At 70.7% G+C, this 17,350-nt stretch carries 14 protein-coding genes and 1 pseudogene; 7 read left to right on the top strand and 8 right to left on the bottom strand.

What is annotated here, in order from left to right:
* Positions 1-30: 30 nt before the first annotated feature.
* Positions 31-1,068, bottom strand: a complete 1,038-nt coding sequence (gene pstS / locus ABLE88_RS13025; protein ID WP_348832110.1) for a phosphate ABC transporter substrate-binding protein PstS — start codon at positions 1,066-1,068, stop codon at positions 31-33.
* A gap of 126 nt (positions 1,069-1,194) precedes the next feature.
* On the bottom strand, positions 1,195-2,532 hold the full coding sequence (locus ABLE88_RS13020; protein ID WP_348832109.1) for an ATP-binding protein: 1,338 nt from the start codon (positions 2,530-2,532) through the stop codon (positions 1,195-1,197).
* 388 nt (positions 2,533-2,920) lie between these two features.
* Here ABLE88_RS13020 and ABLE88_RS13015 point away from each other — a divergent pair, with 388 nt between their 5' ends.
* On the top strand, positions 2,921-3,583 hold the full coding sequence (locus ABLE88_RS13015; RefSeq protein ID WP_348832108.1) for a hypothetical protein: 663 nt from the start codon (positions 2,921-2,923) through the stop codon (positions 3,581-3,583).
* 58 nt (positions 3,584-3,641) lie between these two features.
* Here ABLE88_RS13015 and ABLE88_RS13010 read toward each other — a convergent pair whose 3' ends face one another.
* The 3 genes from ABLE88_RS13010 to ahcY form a co-directional block, all read right to left on the bottom strand.
* Complete coding sequence (locus ABLE88_RS13010; RefSeq protein ID WP_348832107.1) at positions 3,642-4,733, bottom strand: putative bifunctional lysylphosphatidylglycerol flippase/synthetase; 1,092 nt, start codon at positions 4,731-4,733, stop codon at positions 3,642-3,644.
* 235 nt (positions 4,734-4,968) lie between these two features.
* On the bottom strand, positions 4,969-6,855 hold the full coding sequence (locus ABLE88_RS13005; RefSeq protein WP_348832106.1) for a potassium transporter Kup: 1,887 nt from the start codon (positions 6,853-6,855) through the stop codon (positions 4,969-4,971).
* Between the two features lie 550 nt (positions 6,856-7,405).
* Positions 7,406-8,803: an adenosylhomocysteinase gene (gene ahcY / locus ABLE88_RS13000; protein WP_348832105.1), complete on the bottom strand. Its 1,398-nt coding sequence runs from the start codon at positions 8,801-8,803 to the stop codon at positions 7,406-7,408.
* A gap of 558 nt (positions 8,804-9,361) precedes the next feature.
* Here ahcY and ABLE88_RS12995 point away from each other — a divergent pair.
* Entirely contained in the window at positions 9,362-9,949 is a 588-nt protein-coding gene (locus ABLE88_RS12995) for a CarD family transcriptional regulator (protein ID WP_348832104.1), read from the top strand.
* 173 nt (positions 9,950-10,122) lie between these two features.
* Positions 10,123-10,314 carry a hypothetical protein gene (locus ABLE88_RS12990; protein WP_348832103.1) on the top strand — a complete coding sequence of 64 codons (192 nt, stop codon included), beginning with the start codon at positions 10,123-10,125 and terminating at the stop codon, positions 10,312-10,314.
* A gap of 195 nt (positions 10,315-10,509) precedes the next feature.
* On the opposite strand, the gene ABLE88_RS12985 is transcribed toward ABLE88_RS12990, so the two are convergent.
* The 3 genes from ABLE88_RS12985 to phnF form a co-directional block, all read right to left on the bottom strand.
* Complete coding sequence (locus tag ABLE88_RS12985; RefSeq protein ID WP_348832102.1) at positions 10,510-11,406, bottom strand: glutaminyl-peptide cyclotransferase; 897 nt, start codon at positions 11,404-11,406, stop codon at positions 10,510-10,512.
* Positions 11,407-11,514: 108 nt separating this feature from the next.
* Positions 11,515-13,143: a gamma-glutamyltransferase family protein gene (locus ABLE88_RS12980; RefSeq protein WP_348832101.1), complete on the bottom strand. Its 1,629-nt coding sequence runs from the start codon at positions 13,141-13,143 to the stop codon at positions 11,515-11,517.
* Positions 13,144-13,227: 84 nt separating this feature from the next.
* Entirely contained in the window at positions 13,228-14,010 is a 783-nt protein-coding gene (gene phnF, locus ABLE88_RS12975; protein ID WP_348832100.1) for a phosphonate metabolism transcriptional regulator PhnF, read from the bottom strand.
* Positions 14,011-14,113: 103 nt separating this feature from the next.
* Between phnF and phnG the strand changes: the two genes are divergently transcribed.
* From phnG to ABLE88_RS12955, 4 genes and pseudogenes are all read left to right on the top strand, one after another.
* Positions 14,114-14,602: a phosphonate C-P lyase system protein PhnG gene (phnG, locus tag ABLE88_RS12970; protein WP_348832099.1), complete on the top strand. Its 489-nt coding sequence runs from the start codon at positions 14,114-14,116 to the stop codon at positions 14,600-14,602.
* Positions 14,602-15,216, top strand: coding sequence for a phosphonate C-P lyase system protein PhnH (gene phnH, locus ABLE88_RS12965; RefSeq protein ID WP_348832098.1), 615 nt, complete (start codon positions 14,602-14,604; stop codon positions 15,214-15,216). The genes phnG and phnH overlap by 1 nt, the downstream gene beginning before the upstream one ends.
* Positions 15,216-16,451, top strand: coding sequence for a carbon-phosphorus lyase complex subunit (locus tag ABLE88_RS12960; RefSeq protein WP_348832097.1), 1,236 nt, complete (start codon positions 15,216-15,218; stop codon positions 16,449-16,451). The genes phnH and ABLE88_RS12960 overlap by 1 nt, the downstream gene beginning before the upstream one ends.
* Before the next feature lie 2 nt (positions 16,452-16,453).
* Positions 16,454-17,311, top strand: a pseudogene (locus ABLE88_RS12955) (alpha-D-ribose 1-methylphosphonate 5-phosphate C-P-lyase PhnJ); the annotation flags it as partial.
* Between the last annotated feature and the right edge of the window lie 39 nt (positions 17,312-17,350).

Genomic DNA, 17,350 nt, shown 5'->3' with positions numbered 1-17,350 from the left:
GTCACGCTAGGGACCTGCGCGTCGGTCGGATCAGTTCGACCACACCGGCTTGCCGTCCACCTTCACGTCGGTCTTCCACGCCGCGCGCACGCGGTTGGCGACGTCTTCGGGAAGCGGGATGTAGTGGAGCTTCTCGGCGATCGGCGCGCCGCTCTTGAAGGCCCAGTCGAAGAACTTGATGACCTCGGCGGCCTGCTCGGCGGACTTCGGCTCCTTCGGGAGCAGGATGAAGGTCGCGGAGGTGATCGGCCAAGTGGTGTCGCCGGGGGTGTTGATCATGGACGCCGCGAAGTCCTTCGCGCCGGCCCAGTCCGCATTGGCGGCGGCGGCCTGGAACGAGGGAACGGTCGGCGACACGAACTTGCCGGCCTTGTTCTGCAGCTGGGCCGTCACAAGGCTGTTGGCCGAGGCGTAGATGTATTCCACGTAGCCGATGGCGCCCTTGGTGTTCTTCACCGTTCCGGCCACGCCCTCATTGCCCTTGCCGCCCGCGCCGGCCGGCCAGGAGACCGAGGTCGCCACGCCCACCTTGGACTTCCACTCGGGGCTCACGTCGGCGAGGTAGGACACGAACACGTAGGTGGTGCCCGATCCGTCCGAACGATAGGTCGGCACGATGCCGAGGTTCGGCAGGGTCACGCCGGGATTGAGGTCGGCGATGACCTTGTCGTTCCACTTGGTGATCTTGCCGAGATAGATGTCGGCAAGCACCGGGCCGGTCAGCTTGAGCTGGTTGGCCGCGATACCGTCCAGGTTGACGATCGGAACCACGGAGCCGATCACCGCCGGGAACTGCAGCAGATTCTGCTGGGCGAGCTTCTCGGTCTGGACCGGGGCGTCGGAGGCGCCGAAATCAACGGTGCGGTTGAAGATCTGGGTCTGGCCGGCGCCCGAGCCGATGGACTGGTAATTGAGACCGGTGCCGGTCTTCTCCTTATAGGCCACAGCCCAGGCCTGATACACGGGAGCCGGGAAGGTGGCGCCGGCGCCGGTGATGTCGCCGGCGGTCGCGCTGCCGGCCATGAGGGTGGCCACGGCGATCACGCCGAGAGCGGTGGTGAGCTTCACGATATCTCTCCTTGCCAATTTCGTAGCGCCCAAACAGCCCGTGGCCGTGACGCAACATTGGGCTCGGGACTCTTAGTCCTCGTGCGCCAAGGTTCTATGACGCACGGATGACACCGAGATGACAGCTCAACTAACTGACGAATCTATGCTTTTTTCTTTCTCCGGCAAAGCATCCAGGCGCACCGCGAAGACTGACCCCTCGCCGGGCACGCTGTCGATGCTTAGCCGGCCCCGGTGGCGCACCACGATGTGCTTGACGATGGCGAGGCCGAGGCCGGTACCGCCCTGCTCCCGACTCGCCGCCACGTCCACCCGATAGAAGCGCTCGGTGAGGCGCGGCAGGTCCTCCGGCGGGATGCCCGGGCCGTAGTCGCGCACCGCCACCACCGCGGCCGGCGCCGCCGCCGGCCCCTCGCAGGCGACGCTGACCGTCACCTTCCGGCCCTCGGCGGCATATTTCAGCGCGTTCTCCACCAGGTTCTCGAACAGGCGGATGAGCTCGTCGCGGTCGCCGCGCACCACCGCCCTGTCGGCCTCCTTCACCAGCTCGATGGCGACCCCGCGGTCCTTTGCCAGCGGCGAGAGGGTGTCGCACACATGGGCGACGATGGCGCCGAGCTCCACCGGCGTCTCGGGCCGCACGTGGGCGTTGAGCTCGATGCGCGAGAGCGAGAGCAGGTCGTCGATCAGGCGCGACATGCGCCGCGCCTGCGCCGCCATGATGGACAGGAAGCGCTCGCGCGCGGCCGGGTCGTTGCGCGCCGGCCCCTGGAGGGTCTCGATGAAGCCCGACAGCGAGGCGAGGGGGGTGCGCAGCTCGTGGCTGGCATTGGCGACGAAGTCGGCGCGCATCTGCTCCACCCGCCGCTGCTGGGTGAGGTCGCGGAAGGTGAGCAGGACCGCATCGGGCCCGCCGCGCCCTTCCGGCTCCGGCGCGAGGTGCAGCGGCACCACATGGGCCTCCAGCCAGCGGTCGAGCGGCACGCGCTCGGCGAACTCGACGCGCCGCGGCAGGCTGTCCTTGGCGGCGGCCCGCACCGCGTCCAGCACCTCCGGAACCCGCACCAGGAACGACAGGGGATCGCCCACCCGCGCCGGGCCGATGGCGAGCGCCACCCGCGCGTTGGCGGTGACGATCTCGCCCTCGGGGGTGAGCAGCAGCGCCGGCTCCGGCAGGGCGGAGACCAGCGCCTCGACGCGCCGGTCGCGGATCGCCGCCGGCTCGGGCGCCAGCAGCGGCTCCAAGGCGGCGGCATGCTCGCGGGCGGCCGGCAGGGGCGGCGCGAGCACCGCCAGCACGGCCAGCACCGCCCCCATGGCGAGCGCGAGCACGGGATGCATGAGCTGGAAGCCGATCCCGAGCGCGCACAGCAGCGCCAGGGCGAACAGTCCCCAGGCGAGCGCGCGCGCGCCGGCGGGCCGCTCGGCGGCGTCCGCACCCAGAAGAGACAACAGCCGCCTCATCGCCACGCTTGCTCCTGCGGCCAGGTTGCGCCGGGCCCGGTTGCGCCACACGCGGGTGCCGCCCCCTGCGGCGCGACCGTCGCGCCCCGCACCTGCGCCTCTAACCTGCGCCCCCTAACCCCTCGCCCGACGGGCCGGCGGCGCGAATCACCCGCCTCGGCCTTGATCGGCCATGCTGGTCGGCCTTAACGAAGCCATTACGACAAAGCCGGCCCGCGGCCAAACGCCGGTCCGGCGGCGGTCCGCCCGATCGCCCCGTGCCGACGGGGCGGTCGGAGCGCCGCCTTCGGGCGCACGAGGGAAACGCGAAGTGATCCCCGAGGCGCGCGCAAAGGGATGATCTGGCGGCGGCTTCTGCTATGAACGAGGGAACGAAGGACGAGGACCCATGGCCGTTTCCGTTGCCGTTCTGCCCATGCGCGGTCTCGCGGCGTTCGCCGGCGCCGCCTTGTCGGCCGCGGCCCTGTGCGGAGCCGCGCTCGCTGATCCCCTGCCCATGCCCAGCGTCGACTTCGCGCTGACCGCCGATCTTAAGCGCGGGGGCACGCTCTCGCTCGCCCACAGCCGGTCGCGCATGCGGGTGGAGATGACCAACCCGAACGTGCCGACGCCGATCCTCGGGCTGATCGACCTCAACGCCCGCAAGATGGTGATGATGCTGCCCAACGTGCCGAACATGGCCATGGAGATCGACATCCCCAAGGAATATTCCATGGGCGCGCTCAGCGGCAACGGCACGCGGGTGGGGGAATCGGCGGTAGCCGGCGAGGCCTGCGACGTGTGGAAGGTGGACTCCCAGGCCCATCTCACGAGCGCCGCCACCTTCGCCTGCATCACCCCGGACGGCATCGCCCTGCGCACCGAGGTGGAGGTGGAGGGCACGAAGCGCACGGTCTACGAGGTCACCCAGCTCAGCCGCGCGCCGCAGAACCCCGAGCTGTTCGAACTGCCCGCGGGGGTCCAGGTGGTCAAGGTGCCCAAGGGCAAGCTCGGTGCCGCCATCGGCCTGCCCGGCCTCGGCGGAGCGCCAGCCCTGCCGCTGCCACGCTGAGGCCCGGACGCTCCGTCCCGCTCCCGCGGACCGTCCGGCAAGCCATCCAGCCGGCCCCTCACTTGGCGATGGTGCGGGCCTTGGCCGGCTCGGACCCGGCCCCGGCGGAACGCGGCTCGCGGGCGGGACGCGGCTCGGCCGCCGCCTTGCCGCCGTCCGCATCGGCCGCCGCGGGCGCGCCGACGCCGCGCAGGCTCAGCTCGCGCAGGCCGAGCAGGGTCAGCGAGAGCGCGAACGGCACGATGTAGTAGAACAGCCGGAAGATGAGCAGCGCGCCCACCATGTCGCCCTTGTCGAACTGAGGCAGAGCGACCAGCAGCGCCGCATCGAACACGCCGAGCCCGCCCGGCGCATGGCTCGCGAAGCCGAGCAGCGTGGCGGTGATGAAGATCACCGAGAGCGAGACCGGGTCGATATAGGGTTCGGCCGGCATCAGCATGTACATGGCCGCGGCGCACAGCGACAGATCGAGGATGCCGATGCCGATCTGCACCAGAGTGGAGCGGCCCTTTGGCAGCGTCACGAACCAGGAGGAGCGGCCGATGGTGCGCGGCTTCGCGGACACCCAGGCCACGTAGGCCGCCAGCACGCACAAGGCGGCAATGCCGATCATCCGGTTGACCGCCGGCGGCAGGTGGTCGACGGCGGTCGCCGCCTCGGGGTGGAGGGTGATGCCGAGGCCGAGCACGGCGATGTTGCCGAGCCAGAAGGTGAGGCCGGCGACGAAGCAGATCTTCGCCACGTCGATGGCGCCGAGCCCCCAGGCGGAATAGATGCGGTAGCGCACCGAGCCGCCGGTGAACACCGTGAAGCCCACATTGTGGCCGATGGAATAGGAGCAGAAGCCCGACAGCGCGGCGACGCGATAGGGCACGTGGTCCTTGCCGATGGTGCGCAGGGCGAACCAGTCGTAGAAGGTGAGCGTCACATAGGCGCCGGCCACCAGGAAGAACGCCGCAGCCACGTGCGCCGGGTTCTTCTCCCTCAGCGCGTCGAGCACGTCCGACAGCTTGAGGTCGTGCAGCATGTTGTAGAGCACGACCGCCGCGAAGGCGATGACGGCGAGGCTCGCCACGAATCCGAGGCCATGCAGGCCGACGCGATCCCGCAGGAACGCCCACGCCTTCGAAACTCCCTCTCGCAGTCCCATGCCGCCACCGTTTCCCCCGCAGAGCGCGAACCCGCCCGACGCGTGCCCTTGGCGCGTCGGATCGGCGATCGCCCTCGAACCCCACATGTTTGGAATGGCCCCCTCGGCTGAGGGTGCCGTCCATGTCCGCCCCCGGGCCCGCTCACCTCAGCACGCTTTTCGCACCAGGTGAAAGCTTTTCCTTGTTCCAATGCCGGCAGGCACGGGACATCCCCGTGCCGCCGGTGGGAAATCGTCACAATTTAACGGGATAGCCGATCTCGACCGTGCGCGCGCGGGGCAGGCCGAAGCGGTCGACCGAGCGCTCGGCATTGCGCGCGAGGAAGGCGAAGGCGTGCGCCAGCACGTCCTTCGGACGCGTCACCTCGTCAGGCGGTATGATGCGCTCGTGACCGATCACGTAGACCGCCGCCTCCGGATCGACGCCGCGCGCGCTGAGCGCCGGGCCGAGCACCGCCGGCACGTCGATCTGCTGCATGTAGCCGAAGCGCAGGTCGACGCGCACGAAGCCGGCGTCCATGGCGGTGACCTTCACCCGGTCCTCCACCGAGACGCGCGGGCGCGAGGCGATCCACACCGAGACGATCACCGCGGTGTCGAAGCGGATCTTGAGCAGCTCCGACAGGCGCGAGAGCGCCACCGGCGTCATGGCGCCGGCGCGCGAGAGGAAGATCGCGGTGCGCGGGCTCTCCACGTCGCCGGAGCGGTCCTTGCGGCCGACGAAGCTGTCCAGCGGCTCGGTGAAGCGCACCTGCTGCGCCACCACGCCCTCGAGGCCGCGCCGCCAGCTCACCATGACGAAGATGATCACCCCGGCGATGGAGAGCGGCAGCCAGCCGCCGTCGTGGATCTTGGTCATGTTGGCGGCGGCGAAGGAGAGGTCCACCGCGAGCATGGCGACCGCCATGGCCCACACCGCCGGCTCCGGCCAACCCCAGGCGCGGTGCACCTGAGCGATGAACAGGATGGTGGTGGTCACCATGGCGAAGGCCACCGCGATGCCGTAGGCCGAGGCGAGCTTCTCGGAGGCCTCGAAGCCCAGCACCACGGCGATGCAGGAGATCATCAAAAGCCAGTTGAGCCGCCCCACATAGATGTGCTGCTCGTTGTGCTCGGAGGTGTAGCGGATGCGCATGGGCGGCAGGTAGCCGAGCTCGATGGCCTGCTTGGCGAGCGAGAACACGCCGGTGATGATGGCCTGCGAGGCGATCACCGTGGCGGCGGTGGCGAGGAACAGCAGCGGCACGTCGAACCAGTCGGGCGACAGGTCGTAGAACGGGTTGCGGGCGGAATTGGGATCCACCAGCAGGATCGCGCCCTGGCCGTAATAATTGAGCAGCAGCGCCGGCATGGCGATGGCGAGCCAGGCGCGGGCGATGACCTTGCGGCCGAAATGGCCGAGGTCGGCATAAAGCGCCTCGCCGCCGGTGATGGCGAGGAAGCAGGCGCCGAGGATCACGCCGGCGAGGCCCGGATGGTCGAGCATCAGCTGGATGCCGTGGCGCGGGTCGAGCCCGGCCAGCACCTGCGGCGCCTGGACGATGCCGTGGAGGCCGAGCGCGGCGAGCGCGCCGAACCAGACCAGCATGATCGGCCCGAAGAAGGAGGCGATGCGCTCGGTGCCGAGCCGCTGGGAGAGGAACACGGCGGCGAGCACCAGCACGGTCAGCGCCACCACCCAGTGCTCCAGCTCCGGCGCGATCACCTGCAGGCCCTCGATCGCCGAGAGCACGGAGATGGCGGGGGTCAAAACGCCGTCGCCGATCAGCATGGCGGCGCCGAGCAGGCCCGCGGCGAGCAGGTACCAGCGCAGACCGATGGCGGAGCGGTGCAGATCGAGCAAGGTGACGAGCGCGAGGATGCCGCCTTCCCCGTCATTGTCGGCCCGCAGCACCAGCATCACGTACTTCACCGTGACCGAGAGGATGATGCTCCAGGTGATGAGCGAGAGCAGGCCCAGCACGTCGGTGGCAAGGAAGTTGGTGCCGCCGACCGCCAGCACGCCCTGTTTGAGGGCGTAGAGCGGGCTCGTGCCGATGTCGCCGAAGACGACGCCGAGGGCGCCGATCTCGGCGGCGAAGGGCAAGGCACGCGTGCGATCGCGAAGCAGGCTGGCGAACATGGCGCGGGGCGGCCCTTCAGCGTGCCGGGAGGCGGCGGAACCGGGCGGCGCGGCGGGCGCCGCGCATCGCCTCGCAACAGCCGCGCCCCTTCCGGCCGTGGGCCGCGCGCCAGGCGTCCCGGGACCTTCGCTCCGAACTTGCCAAGGCAGCCCCCGCAACACATTCCCCAGCGTCAGGGCGCCGGGTTCAGCTAACACCTAGCTCCGATCGCGGGGGAAGACAATGCGGCGGCCGGCCGATGGCGGTCTTGCGTGAGAGGGCTGCCCGCATCCCGGGTGCGCCGGCGCTTCGGCCGGGGGCCGCCGTGCCCCCGGGGCATCCGCGGACCCGCCTGCGGCGCCGGCGAAACCGGAGCCGGACCTTTCGCCGGTGGATCCCCCGCACATGCCGGGGACGACAGCGGGCCGGAGGATCACGCCCGCACGGCATGCCGAGGGCTGGGGCTTTCACGCCGCAGGAAAGGACACTCGCGCGCGCCGGAGGGCCGGGCCAAACGAAAAGGCCGGCCTTGCGGCCGGCCTCCTCCCGTTCGCCCGCCCCGGGGGCGGCTCAGTAGCGGTAGTGCTCGGGCTTGAAGGGGCCGGTCTGCGCCACGCCGATATAGGCCGACTGCTGGTCGGAGAGCTTGGTGAGCTTCACGCCGATCTTGTCGAGGTGCAGCGCCGCCACCTTCTCGTCCAGGGTCTTGGGAAGGGTGTAGACCTTCTTGTCGTACTGGCCCGGCTTGGTGAACAGCTCGATCTGCGCCAGCGTCTGGTTGGTGAAGGAGGCGCTCATCACGAAGCTGGGATGGCCGGTGGCGTTGCCGAGATTCACGAGCCGGCCCTCGGAGAGCAGGATGATGCGCTTGCCGTCGGTGAACTCGACCTCGTCCACCTGCGGCTTCACGTTATGCCACTTGTAGTTCTTCAGCGCGGCGACCTGGATCTCGCTGTCGAAGTGGCCGATGTTGCAGACGATGGCGCGGTCCTTCATGGCCCGCATGTGGTCGACCGTGATCACGTCCAGGTTGCCGGTGGCGGTGACGAAGATGTCGGCGCGCGGGGCCGCGTCCTCCATGGTCGTGACCTCATAGCCTTCCATCGCCGCCTGCAGCGCGCAGATCGGGTCGATCTCCGACACCATCACGCGGCAGCCGGCGTTGCGCAGCGAGGCGGCCGAGCCCTTGCCCACGTCGCCGAAGCCGGCGACCATGGCCACCTTGCCGGCCATCATCACGTCGGTGCCGCGGCGGATGCCGTCAACCAGCGACTCGCGGCAGCCGTAAAGGTTGTCGAACTTCGACTTCGTGACGCTGTCGTTGACGTTGATGGCGGGCCACAGCAGCGTGCCCTTCTTCTGCATCTCGTAGAGCCGGTGCACGCCCGTGGTGGTCTCCTCGGTCACGCCACGGATGTTCTTGGCGAGCTGGGTGTACCAGCCGGGCTTGTGCTTCAGGCGGCGCTTGATGGCGGCGAAGAGGACTTCCTCCTCCTCGTTGGTGGCGCCCTCCAGGAAGGCCACGTCGCCCTCCTCCGCGCGCTTGCCGAGATGGACCAGCAGCGTGGCATCGCCGCCGTCGTCGAGGATCATGTTGGGGGTGCCGCCATCCGCCCATTCGAAGATGCGGTGGGTGTATTCCCAGTATTCCTCCAGCGTCTCGCCCTTGATGGCGAACACCGGGGTGCCGGCGGCGGCGATGGCGGCGGCGGCATGGTCCTGGGTGGAGTAGATGTTGCACGAGGCCCACCGGACGTCGGCGCCGAGCGCCTTGAGCGTCTCGATCAGCACGCCGGTCTGGATCGTCATGTGCAGCGAGCCGGCGATGCGGGCGCCCTTGAGCGGCTGCGAGGCGCCGTATTCCGCGCGGGTGGCCATGAGGCCGGGCATCTCGATCTCGGCGATGTCCAGTTCCTTGCGGCCCCAATCGGCGAGGTTGATGTCTTTGACCACGTAATCGTTGCTCATGGATCCTCTCCGCTGGGACGGCGCACGGGCACCAGGGCCGGGCGCACGCCGGGCCGCCATGCGTCCCGCGCGGGGCAGGCTCTAGCACGGGCGGCGGCCGACGGCAATCTCGATATAAGGACATCCTTATATCCATCTGCGCGCCTGCGCGGAAGCGTCGCGCCGGGGTGGTCACCGTCGGGGCGGTGGGAGGCCTGCCACCGCAACGGAAGTTGTCGTCCAGTAAGGTTGACTGGCGGCGTGCTTTGATTCTGACGAAAATTGTGATATATGAACCATTACAGTCGATTGCTTCCACCTCAGCCGCATCGTGCCCGCCAGGGGCGCATTCTCGGGAACAAAGGGGCGAGAATTTGCGTGTCAGCCGGCAATGCCCGGCACGGCACGGCGGCCTTTTCGTCGCCATCGACTGGATCATGGGATTGGCGGGCGTTCCGGCCGCGATCCTAGTCCGCAGCGCAAGGCGCGCATCGCCCCGGTGACCGGACCGGGCGAACGCCGCGCCAACAGGTTCGGCCCGGGTTTCACATCTTGGGCCGGATCAGGAGTGCACAAAGCATGTCGACGAAGAAGAGCGCGCAGGTCCGTCTCGGTTTCAAGACGGGCGAGCATATCGTTTACCCGTCGCACGGCGTGGGCCGCATCACGGCCATCGAGGAGCAGGAAGTCGCCGGTTTCAAGCTCGAGCTTTTCGTGATCTCGTTTGAAAAGGACAAGATGACGCTGCGGGTTCCCGTTCCCAAGATCGCCAGCGTCGGTATGCGCAAGCTTTCCGAGACCAATATCGTCGAGAAGTCGCTGGAGACCTTGCAGGGCCGCGCCCGCGTCAAGCGGACCATGTGGTCGCGGCGGGCACAGGAATACGAGGCCAAGATCAATTCCGGCGACCTCGTCTCCATCTCCGAGGTGGTGCGCGACCTCTACCGCTCCGACGCCCAGCCCGAGCAGTCCTATTCCGAGCGTCAGCTTTATGAGGCCGCGCTCGACCGCATGGCGCGCGAGCTCTCGGCGGTGCAGAACATCACCGAGACCGAGGCGGTGAAGCTGATCGAGCAGAACCTGCTCAAGGGCCCGCGCCGCGGTCCGGCCAAGGCGGCCGAGGAGGCCGATCTCGAAGGCGACCTGGAGGCGGAGGAGGCGGCCTGAGGGCTCCACCGACCGAATCTACCCCCTTGTCGAGGCCCGGCCCAGCGCCGGGCCTTCGCTTTTTTTGGCGCCCCGACAACCCTCCCCTGCGTCAACCGCGATCCCGGCCCCAGGCCGGGAACTGGCGTCGCGCCAGAACGTTATTGGGCGGGGCCGGTTGGAGGAAATCGATCATGACCAATCGCGATCAGGATCACCGCACCCAGCAGACGCCCGGCCAGAAGCCGCAGAACCCTCCGGGCAAGAACCAGCAGCAGTCGCAGGCGCCGGGCCAGAACCCGAAGGGCGGCCAGCAGGGCGGACAGCATCAGCCCGGCCAGCACGGCGGGCAGCCCGGCGAGCGTCGCGACGAGCGGCAGCGCTGATCCACGCCGGCGCGGCGTCGCCGCCTCATCGCCTGCGCCCGCCGGCCTTCGAACGGGTCGGCTGATCCGATCCCAGGGCGTTCCCCGCTTGCCGCGGGGGCGCCCTTCCCTTGCCGGCCCCGGCCCGGTCGCTTCTCCCGGGCGCCGGGCGGTGCATCGGTGTCAGCAAGCCCCGCCTGGTTTCAGAAGCTCGCGTCAGCGCGGAACCAGCGCGATCTCCCAGACGTGCGGCCAGCACTTGCCCGTCACCAGCAGGTTTCCGGAGGCCTCCTCGAAGGCGATGCCGTTCAGCACGTAGGGATAGACCAGCACCTTGGGCTCGGGATTGAGGCCGGTGAGGTCGATCCACGCCGAAAGCCGGCCGGCGGCGGGGTCGATGACGGCGATGTAAGGCGTCTGCCAGACATTGGCGTAGAGCTTGCCCTGGGCGAACTCGAGCTCGTTGAGGAAGCCCACCGGGGCCACGGCGTCGGCCACGAAGAACTCGCGGACCTTCTTGAAGGTCTTGGGATCGCGGTATTCGATGACGGACGAGCCGTCGCTCATGATCAGGTGCGTACCGTCGTGGGTCAGGCCCCAGCCCTGGTTGGAATAAGTGAGCTCGCCGATCTTCCCGAACGTCGCCTGGTCGTAAACGAAGGCGCGGTTGTCCAGATAGGTGAGCTGGTAGATGCGCCCGTCCATGACGGTGACGCCCTCGCCGAAATAGTTCTGATCGAGGTCGAGGCGGCGCAGCACGCGCCCGCTCTCAAGATCCCATTCCAGCAGCCGCGAGCGACCGTAGAGGCCGGTGCCCTCATAGATCGTCCCGCCCACCTTCACCAAGCCCTCGGTGTAGGAAGAGGGATCGTGGGGATGGGTCTTGACCACCTTGTAGCCGAGCACCGGGATCGCGCTCTGATTGAGCACCCGCGCCGGCGTGAGCTGCACCGCCCCGCCCGCCGGAGGCCCGGGCCTGGAGAAGGCGGGGGCCGGCAGTGCGGGACCCGGGGCGGGCGGGGCGGGCGCGGGATCGGCTTGCGCCGGCAGGCCCGTCACGCCGAGCGCCAGGAGTGCCCCGGCATTCTTCAGCACGCTTCGACGTCCGATCAAGACCCCCGCTCCCTCGCCATCGTGGTCGTCCGCGCCAGTGGGGCCCGGTGCGCCGGCCCCGTCAAGGCGTCCGGAGCGCGGATCCATCTCCCTTTGATTCGAGAAGTCTCAGGCGCCCGCAGCGCCGCCGTCGGCGCGCGGGTCGTGGGCGCCTTCCAGATGTCCGTCGGGGTGGATCACCACCGCGCCCGCATGGCCCATGGTGTCGGAGAACGGCTCGGCCAGCACCTCGAGGTCGTGGCCGGCGCGGCGCAGCCGGTCCACCAGGTCCGGGTCGAACCGGTTCTCCAGCCGCAGGTTGGTGACCGTGCTGCCCCAGGTGCGCCCCAGCAGCCAGCGCGGCCGGGCGATGGCCTCGCCCAAGGGCACGCCGAACAGAGCGTGGCGCGAGAACACCGCCGCCTGGGTCTGGGGCTGGCCCTCCCCGCCCATGGTGCCATAGGCCATCACCCGCCCATCGCCGAGCACCGCCAGCGCCGGATTGAGCGTGTGGAACGGCCGGCGCCCCGGCTTCAATGCATTGAGCGCGTGGGGATCGAGCGAGAAGCTGGCGCCGCGGTTCTGCATCAGCACCCCGGTCGCCGGCAGCACGCAGCCGGAGCCGAACTCGAAGAAGATCGACTGGATGTAGGACACGGCGAGCCCGCTCTTGTCGGCGGCGCCGAGCCAGATGGTATCGCCCTTCTGCGCCAAACGCGGCCAGGGCAGCGCCTGGCGCCCGTCGATGGCGCCCGCCTCCCGGTCGAGGCGCGCGTCGGCGAGGATGCCGGCGAGGTCCTCCGGCACGTGGTCGAAGTCGCACACCACCCGGTCGCGGATCATGAAGGCGCGCTTGGTGGATTCGATCAGCCCATGCAGGTGCTCGAAACTCTCCGCGCGCGGCGCCCCGAGCCGCGCGAACAGCGCCAGGATCAGCAGCGAGGCGAGGCCCTGGGTGGGCGGCGGCGCGTTGTAGACCACGGCGTCGCCCACCTTCACCCGGAGCGGGGCGCGTTCCACCGCCGCATAGGCGGCAAGGTCGGAGCGCCGGAGCGGGCTGCCGATATGTTCGAGGTCCGCCGCCAGTTCGCGCGAGACGTCGCCCTCGTAGAAGTCGCGCAGCCCGGCGCGGCCGAGATGGTCCAGCGTGTCGGCGAGCCGCGTCTGCCGCTGCAGCGTGCCCGCCTCCGGCACTTTGCCGTCCGGAAGGAAGGCCGCGGCGAAGCCCGGCACGTTCTCGAGTTCCGCCTTCTTCTCGGCCGAAAGGCGCGCCTGGGACGCCGAGACCGCAACGCCCTCGCGGGCATGGTGGACCGCCCGCTCCAGCAGGCGCGGCAGGCTCATGCGCCCGCCATGGGCGCGGGCGATCGCGCCGGCGGCGCCCCAGCCGGAGACCGCGCCCGGCACCGTGAGCGCGGCGAGCGGGCCGCGGGTCGGCAGCGCGTCATAGCCGAGGTCGCGGTAATGGGGGATGGTGGCGCCGGCGGCGGCGAAGCCGCAGGCCTCGATGTAGCGCACCTTTCCGGAGGGCTCGCGCACCAGCCAGAAGCCGTCGCCGCCCAGATGGTTCATGTGGGGATAGACCACGGCGATGGCGGCGGCGGCGGCGAGCGCCGCCTCGACGGCGTTGCCGCCCTCCGCCAGGACCTCGCGCCCGGCCTCCGCCGCCAGATGGTGGGGCGCGGCGACGATGCCGGACGCGGCGTGCAGGCTCTCGTTCACGCCGTCAAAAGTCCGCTCGTTCGCCGTCGTCGCCATGATGCCCTCCCGCGCAGCCGGCGCCCGGAGCGGCGGCGGCCCAAGGGATGTATCCCGCGGGCGCGGCGCGGCAAAGCCCCGCTATCAGGGCTTGAGAATAAGCTGCACCCGGTCGGCCGCGAACGAGGAGCGGCCGAACTGGAGCGGCGTGCCGTTCAGCTCGGTGTCGAGCCGCTCCAGGACCAGAACCGCGCGGCCGGGGCAGAGGCTGAGAAGCTCGGCCTCCTGCGCCGTCGCCGGGCGGGCGGTGACGCGGGTCTCGCGCCGGCGGTAATCGGCGATGCCGAGCGTCGCGAGCGCCCGCGTGAGCGAGCCGGTGGCGGCATAGACGAGGTCCAGGTCGCGGCAGCGCGCGTGCGGGAACCAGGAGCTGCCCACCGACATCGGCACGCCGTCCGCCTCGTGGGCGCTCTCGATGCGCAGCACCGCCGTTCCCTCGGCGAGCGCCAGCTCGCGCGCCGTCTCCGCATCCGCCGGCTCGACCCGCGAGCCCAGAAAGCGGCCAAACGGCTCGCGCCCGCCCGCCGCGACGATCTCCGAGAAGCGCGTGCGCGGACCGATGGGATAACGCAGCGGCGGCTCCTTCACGAAGGTGCCGCGCCCGGCGGTGGCCTCGATCAGGCCGTTCTCGGACAGGTGCGCCAGCGCGCGCCGCAGCGTGTGGCGGTTCACGCCGAAGCTGGCGGCGAGCTCGATCTCCACCGGCAGGCGCTGGCCCGGCGCCAGGGTACCGGCCGCGATGTCCTGCGAAATGCGCTCGGCGATCTGCCGCCACAGCGTCACGCCGCTGCCGCGCTCCACGTTCGGTGCGTCCTCCGTCACAGGGGTGTGACCATCGGCGTGCAGGCTGCGCGGCGTTCCCGACATCAAGGGCTCCCGAACCGGGTGCTTGTTAATTTGTATAGAAAACTATACAAATTATGTACAGCTTTTGCGACACCCCTTCCACCGCCTCGGGGGCGGCCTTCCCATGGACCCGGCACCGGACCTCGCCTCGACCCCCGCGCCGTACGCCAGCGCCCTGGTCGCGCGCCGCCAGTGGGTGATGGGCCTTCTGGCCAGAGCCCGGCGCGACGAGCTGGAGGCGGCGCTGGCGCGGCTTGAGCCGGTGCCGCCGGCCGCCGATTTGCGCGCGCCGGAGGTGGGCCTGGTGATGGTGCGCGGGCGAATCGGCGGCGACGGTGGGCCGTTCAATCTCGGCGAGGCGACGGCGACCCGCGCGGCGGTGCGCCTGGAGGGCGGCGCCACCGGCTTCGGCTACCGGCTCGGCCGGGCGCCGCAGGAGACCCGCGCCGCCGCCATCCTTGATGCATTGTGGCTCGACGCCGCGCGCCGCGGCGCGGTGGAGGCGGCGCTGGCGCCGCTGGCCGCCCGGCTCGAGGCGGAAGCCGCCGCCGGACGCGCGCGCACCGACGCCACCCGGGTGGACTTCTTCACCTTGGTCCGGGGGGAGGACTGATGGCCCCAGCCGCGCCGTTCGCCCCCGCCCTTGCGCCCGGTTTTGCCGATCCGGTGCACCAGAGCCAGCGCGTCTTCCGCGCGCTCATGTCCGCCATGGCCGAGCCGGGCCGGGTCTTCGCCCTGCCGGCGCCGCTCGCCCCGCCGGCGCCGCTCACCCCGGAACTGGCGGCGCTGGCGCTGACGCTGGCGGATTTCGAGACCCCGCTGTTCCTCGACGCTCAGCTCGCCGCGAGCGCGCCGGTGCGCGGCTTCCTCGCCTTCCATACCGGGGCGCCGCTCACCGCGGAGCCCGCCGCCGCACCCTTCGCGTTGCTGCGCGACGGGGCAGCCATGGGCGAGCTTACCGCCTTCGCCCAGGGCGAGCCGGATTATCCCGACCGCGCGGCCACCGTGATCGTCGCCGTGGACGAGATCGCCGCCGGCCCGCTCGCCCTCGAAGGGCCGGGCATTGCCGGCCGCCGGGCATTCGGCGCCGCGCCTTTGCCGGCCGACTTCGCCGCGCGCCTTGCGGCCAACCGCCGGGGCTTCCCGCTGGGCGTCGACCTGGTGCTGGTGGCGCCGGGGCGCGTCGCGGCGCTGCCGCGCTCGGTGCGGCTGGCGGAGGGCGCCTGATGTATGTGGCGGCCAAAGGCGGGGAGGCGGCGATCCGCGCGGCGCACGCGCTGCTGGACGCGGTGCGGCGCGGCGATCCGGCGATCCCCGAGATCGGCCTCGACCAGATCGCCGGGCAGCTCGCGCTCGCGGTGGACCGGGTGATGGCCGAAGGCTCGCTCTATGACCGAGAGCTGGCGGCGCTCGCCCTGAAGCAGGCGCGCGGCGACCTGATCGAGGCGGCGTTCCTGGCCCGCGCCTTGCGCGCGACCCTCCCGCGCTTCGGCGCCAGCGCGCCGGTCGACACCGGCGCCATGCGGGTGGAGCGGCGCGTCTCCGCCACCTTCAAGGACGTGCCGGGCGGCCAGGTGCTCGGCCCCACCTTCGACTACACCCACCGCCTGCTGGATGCCCGCCTCGCCACCCAGGCAAGGTGGCCGACCTCGCCGATCCCGGACGACGCACCCCCTCCCCCCGTGTGGGGGAGGGATGGGGTGGGGGGTGGCGCCGCAGCTGGTCCCCTTCCCGCCCCGACCGCCGAGGTCGTGACACCCCCCACCCTGCCCTCCCCCACACGGGGGGAGGGTGGCGTCGGGGTCGCCCCCATGCCGCGCGTCACCGACCTGATCGGCGCCGAAGGGCTGATCGAGGCCTCGCCCGCCGACGACGGCGCGCCGCCCGGCGACCTCACCCGCGCGCCGCTCGCCTTCCCCGCCGACCGGGCGCTGCGCCTGCAGGCGCTGGCGCGGGGCGACGAGGGCTTCCTGCTGTCGCTCGCTTATTCCACCCAGCGCGGCTACGGACGCACCCACCCGTTCGTGGGCGAGATCCGCTTCGGCGCGGTGGAGGTGTCCATGTTCGCCGAGGAGCTGGGCTTCGAGGTGCCGCTGGGCGACATCGCCCTCACCGAATGCCAGAGCGTGAACCAGTTCACCGGCTCGGCCGAAGCCCCACCGCAATTCACCCGCGGCTACGGCCTCGCCTTCGGCCAGAGCGAGCGCAAGGCGATCGCCATGGCGCTGATGGACCGCGCTTTGCGCGCCGGCGAGCTGGGCGAGGAGCGCACCGCCCCGGCGCAGGACGCCGAATTCGTGCTCTCCCACGCCGACAACGTGCAGGCCACCGGCTTCCTGGAGCACCTGAAGCTGCCCCACTACGTGGATTTCCAGGCCGAGCTGGAGCTGGTCCGCCGCTTGCGCGCCGACCGCGCCGCCCCACCGCCGGCCACGGCACCCGCCGCGGAGGACGAGGCATGAGCATGCCCGCCCTCACCTACAATTTCGCCTATCTCGACGAGCAGACCAAAAGGATGATCCGCCGGGCGATCCTGAAGGCGATCGCGATCCCCGGCTACCAGGTGCCGTTCGCCAGCCGCGAGATGCCCATGCCCTACGGCTGGGGCACCGGCGGGGTGCAGGTGACCGCCGCCATCCTCGGCGCCGACGACGTGCTCAAGGTGATCGACCAGGGCGCCGACGACACCACCAATGCGGTCTCCATCCGCGCCTTCTTCCAGGCCACCGCCGGCATCGCCACCACCACCCGCACGCGGGAAGCGAGCATCATCCAGACCCGCCACCGCCTGCCGGAGACGCCGCTGCGGGACGGCCAGGTGGTGGTCTACCAGGTGCCGATCCCCGAGCCGCTGCGCTTCCTCGAGCCGCGCGAGAGCGAGACCCGGCGCCTGCACGCGCTCGAAGACTACGGGCTGATGCACGTCAAGCTCTACGAGGACATCGCCCGCCACGGCGAGATCGCCACCACCTACGCCTATCCGGTGGAGGTCGAGGGCCGCTACGTGATGGACCCCTCGCCGATCCCCAAGTTCGACAATCCCAAGCTCGACCGGTCGCCCGCCTTGCAGCTGTTCGGCGCGGGGCGCGAGCAGCGCATCTACGCCGTCCCGCCGCACAGCCGGGTGCGCTCGCTGGACTTCGAGGACCATCCCTTCCGCGTGCAGCGCTTCGTCGCGCCGTGCGCGCTGTGCGGTGCGGCCGACGCCTATCTCGACGAGGTGATCCTCGACGATGCCGGCGGGCGCATGTTCGTGTGCTCCGACACCGACCATTGCGCCACCCGCCGCGAGGCGGGCCATGTGGGCGAAATGGGATCGCCCCCGCTTGCCCCGCGCGACGCGCCCCCTCCCCCCTTGCGG

It is taken from the genome of Xanthobacter luteus, assembly GCF_040049235.1.
In the GTDB taxonomy this organism is placed as follows: Bacteria; Pseudomonadota; Alphaproteobacteria; order Rhizobiales; family Xanthobacteraceae; genus Xanthobacter.
This window is presented reverse-complemented; position numbering and strand designations above follow the sequence as displayed.

What these genes read in the sequence shown, in the direction of transcription:
- ABLE88_RS13020 (WP_348832109.1), bottom strand. Translation starts at nt 2,532, where the DNA reads ATGAGGCGGCTGTTGTCTCTTCTGGGTGCGGACGCCGCCGAGCGGCCC.
- ABLE88_RS13015 (WP_348832108.1), top strand. Translation starts at nt 2,921, where the DNA reads ATGGCCGTTTCCGTTGCCGTTCTGCCCATGCGCGGTCTCGCGGCGTTC.
- ABLE88_RS13010 (WP_348832107.1), bottom strand. Translation starts at nt 4,733, where the DNA reads ATGGGACTGCGAGAGGGAGTTTCGAAGGCGTGGGCGTTCCTGCGGGAT.
- ABLE88_RS13005 (WP_348832106.1), bottom strand. Translation starts at nt 6,855, where the DNA reads ATGTTCGCCAGCCTGCTTCGCGATCGCACGCGTGCCTTGCCCTTCGCC.
- ahcY (WP_348832105.1), bottom strand. Translation starts at nt 8,803, where the DNA reads ATGAGCAACGATTACGTGGTCAAAGACATCAACCTCGCCGATTGGGGC.
- ABLE88_RS12995 (WP_348832104.1), top strand. Translation starts at nt 9,362, where the DNA reads ATGTCGACGAAGAAGAGCGCGCAGGTCCGTCTCGGTTTCAAGACGGGC.
- ABLE88_RS12990 (WP_348832103.1), top strand. Translation starts at nt 10,123, where the DNA reads ATGACCAATCGCGATCAGGATCACCGCACCCAGCAGACGCCCGGCCAG.
- ABLE88_RS12980 (WP_348832101.1), bottom strand. Translation starts at nt 13,143, where the DNA reads ATGGCGACGACGGCGAACGAGCGGACTTTTGACGGCGTGAACGAGAGC.
- phnF (WP_348832100.1), bottom strand. Translation starts at nt 14,010, where the DNA reads ATGTCGGGAACGCCGCGCAGCCTGCACGCCGATGGTCACACCCCTGTG.
- phnG (WP_348832099.1), top strand. Translation starts at nt 14,114, where the DNA reads ATGGACCCGGCACCGGACCTCGCCTCGACCCCCGCGCCGTACGCCAGC.
- phnH (WP_348832098.1), top strand. Translation starts at nt 14,602, where the DNA reads ATGGCCCCAGCCGCGCCGTTCGCCCCCGCCCTTGCGCCCGGTTTTGCC.
- ABLE88_RS12960 (WP_348832097.1), top strand. Translation starts at nt 15,216, where the DNA reads ATGTATGTGGCGGCCAAAGGCGGGGAGGCGGCGATCCGCGCGGCGCAC.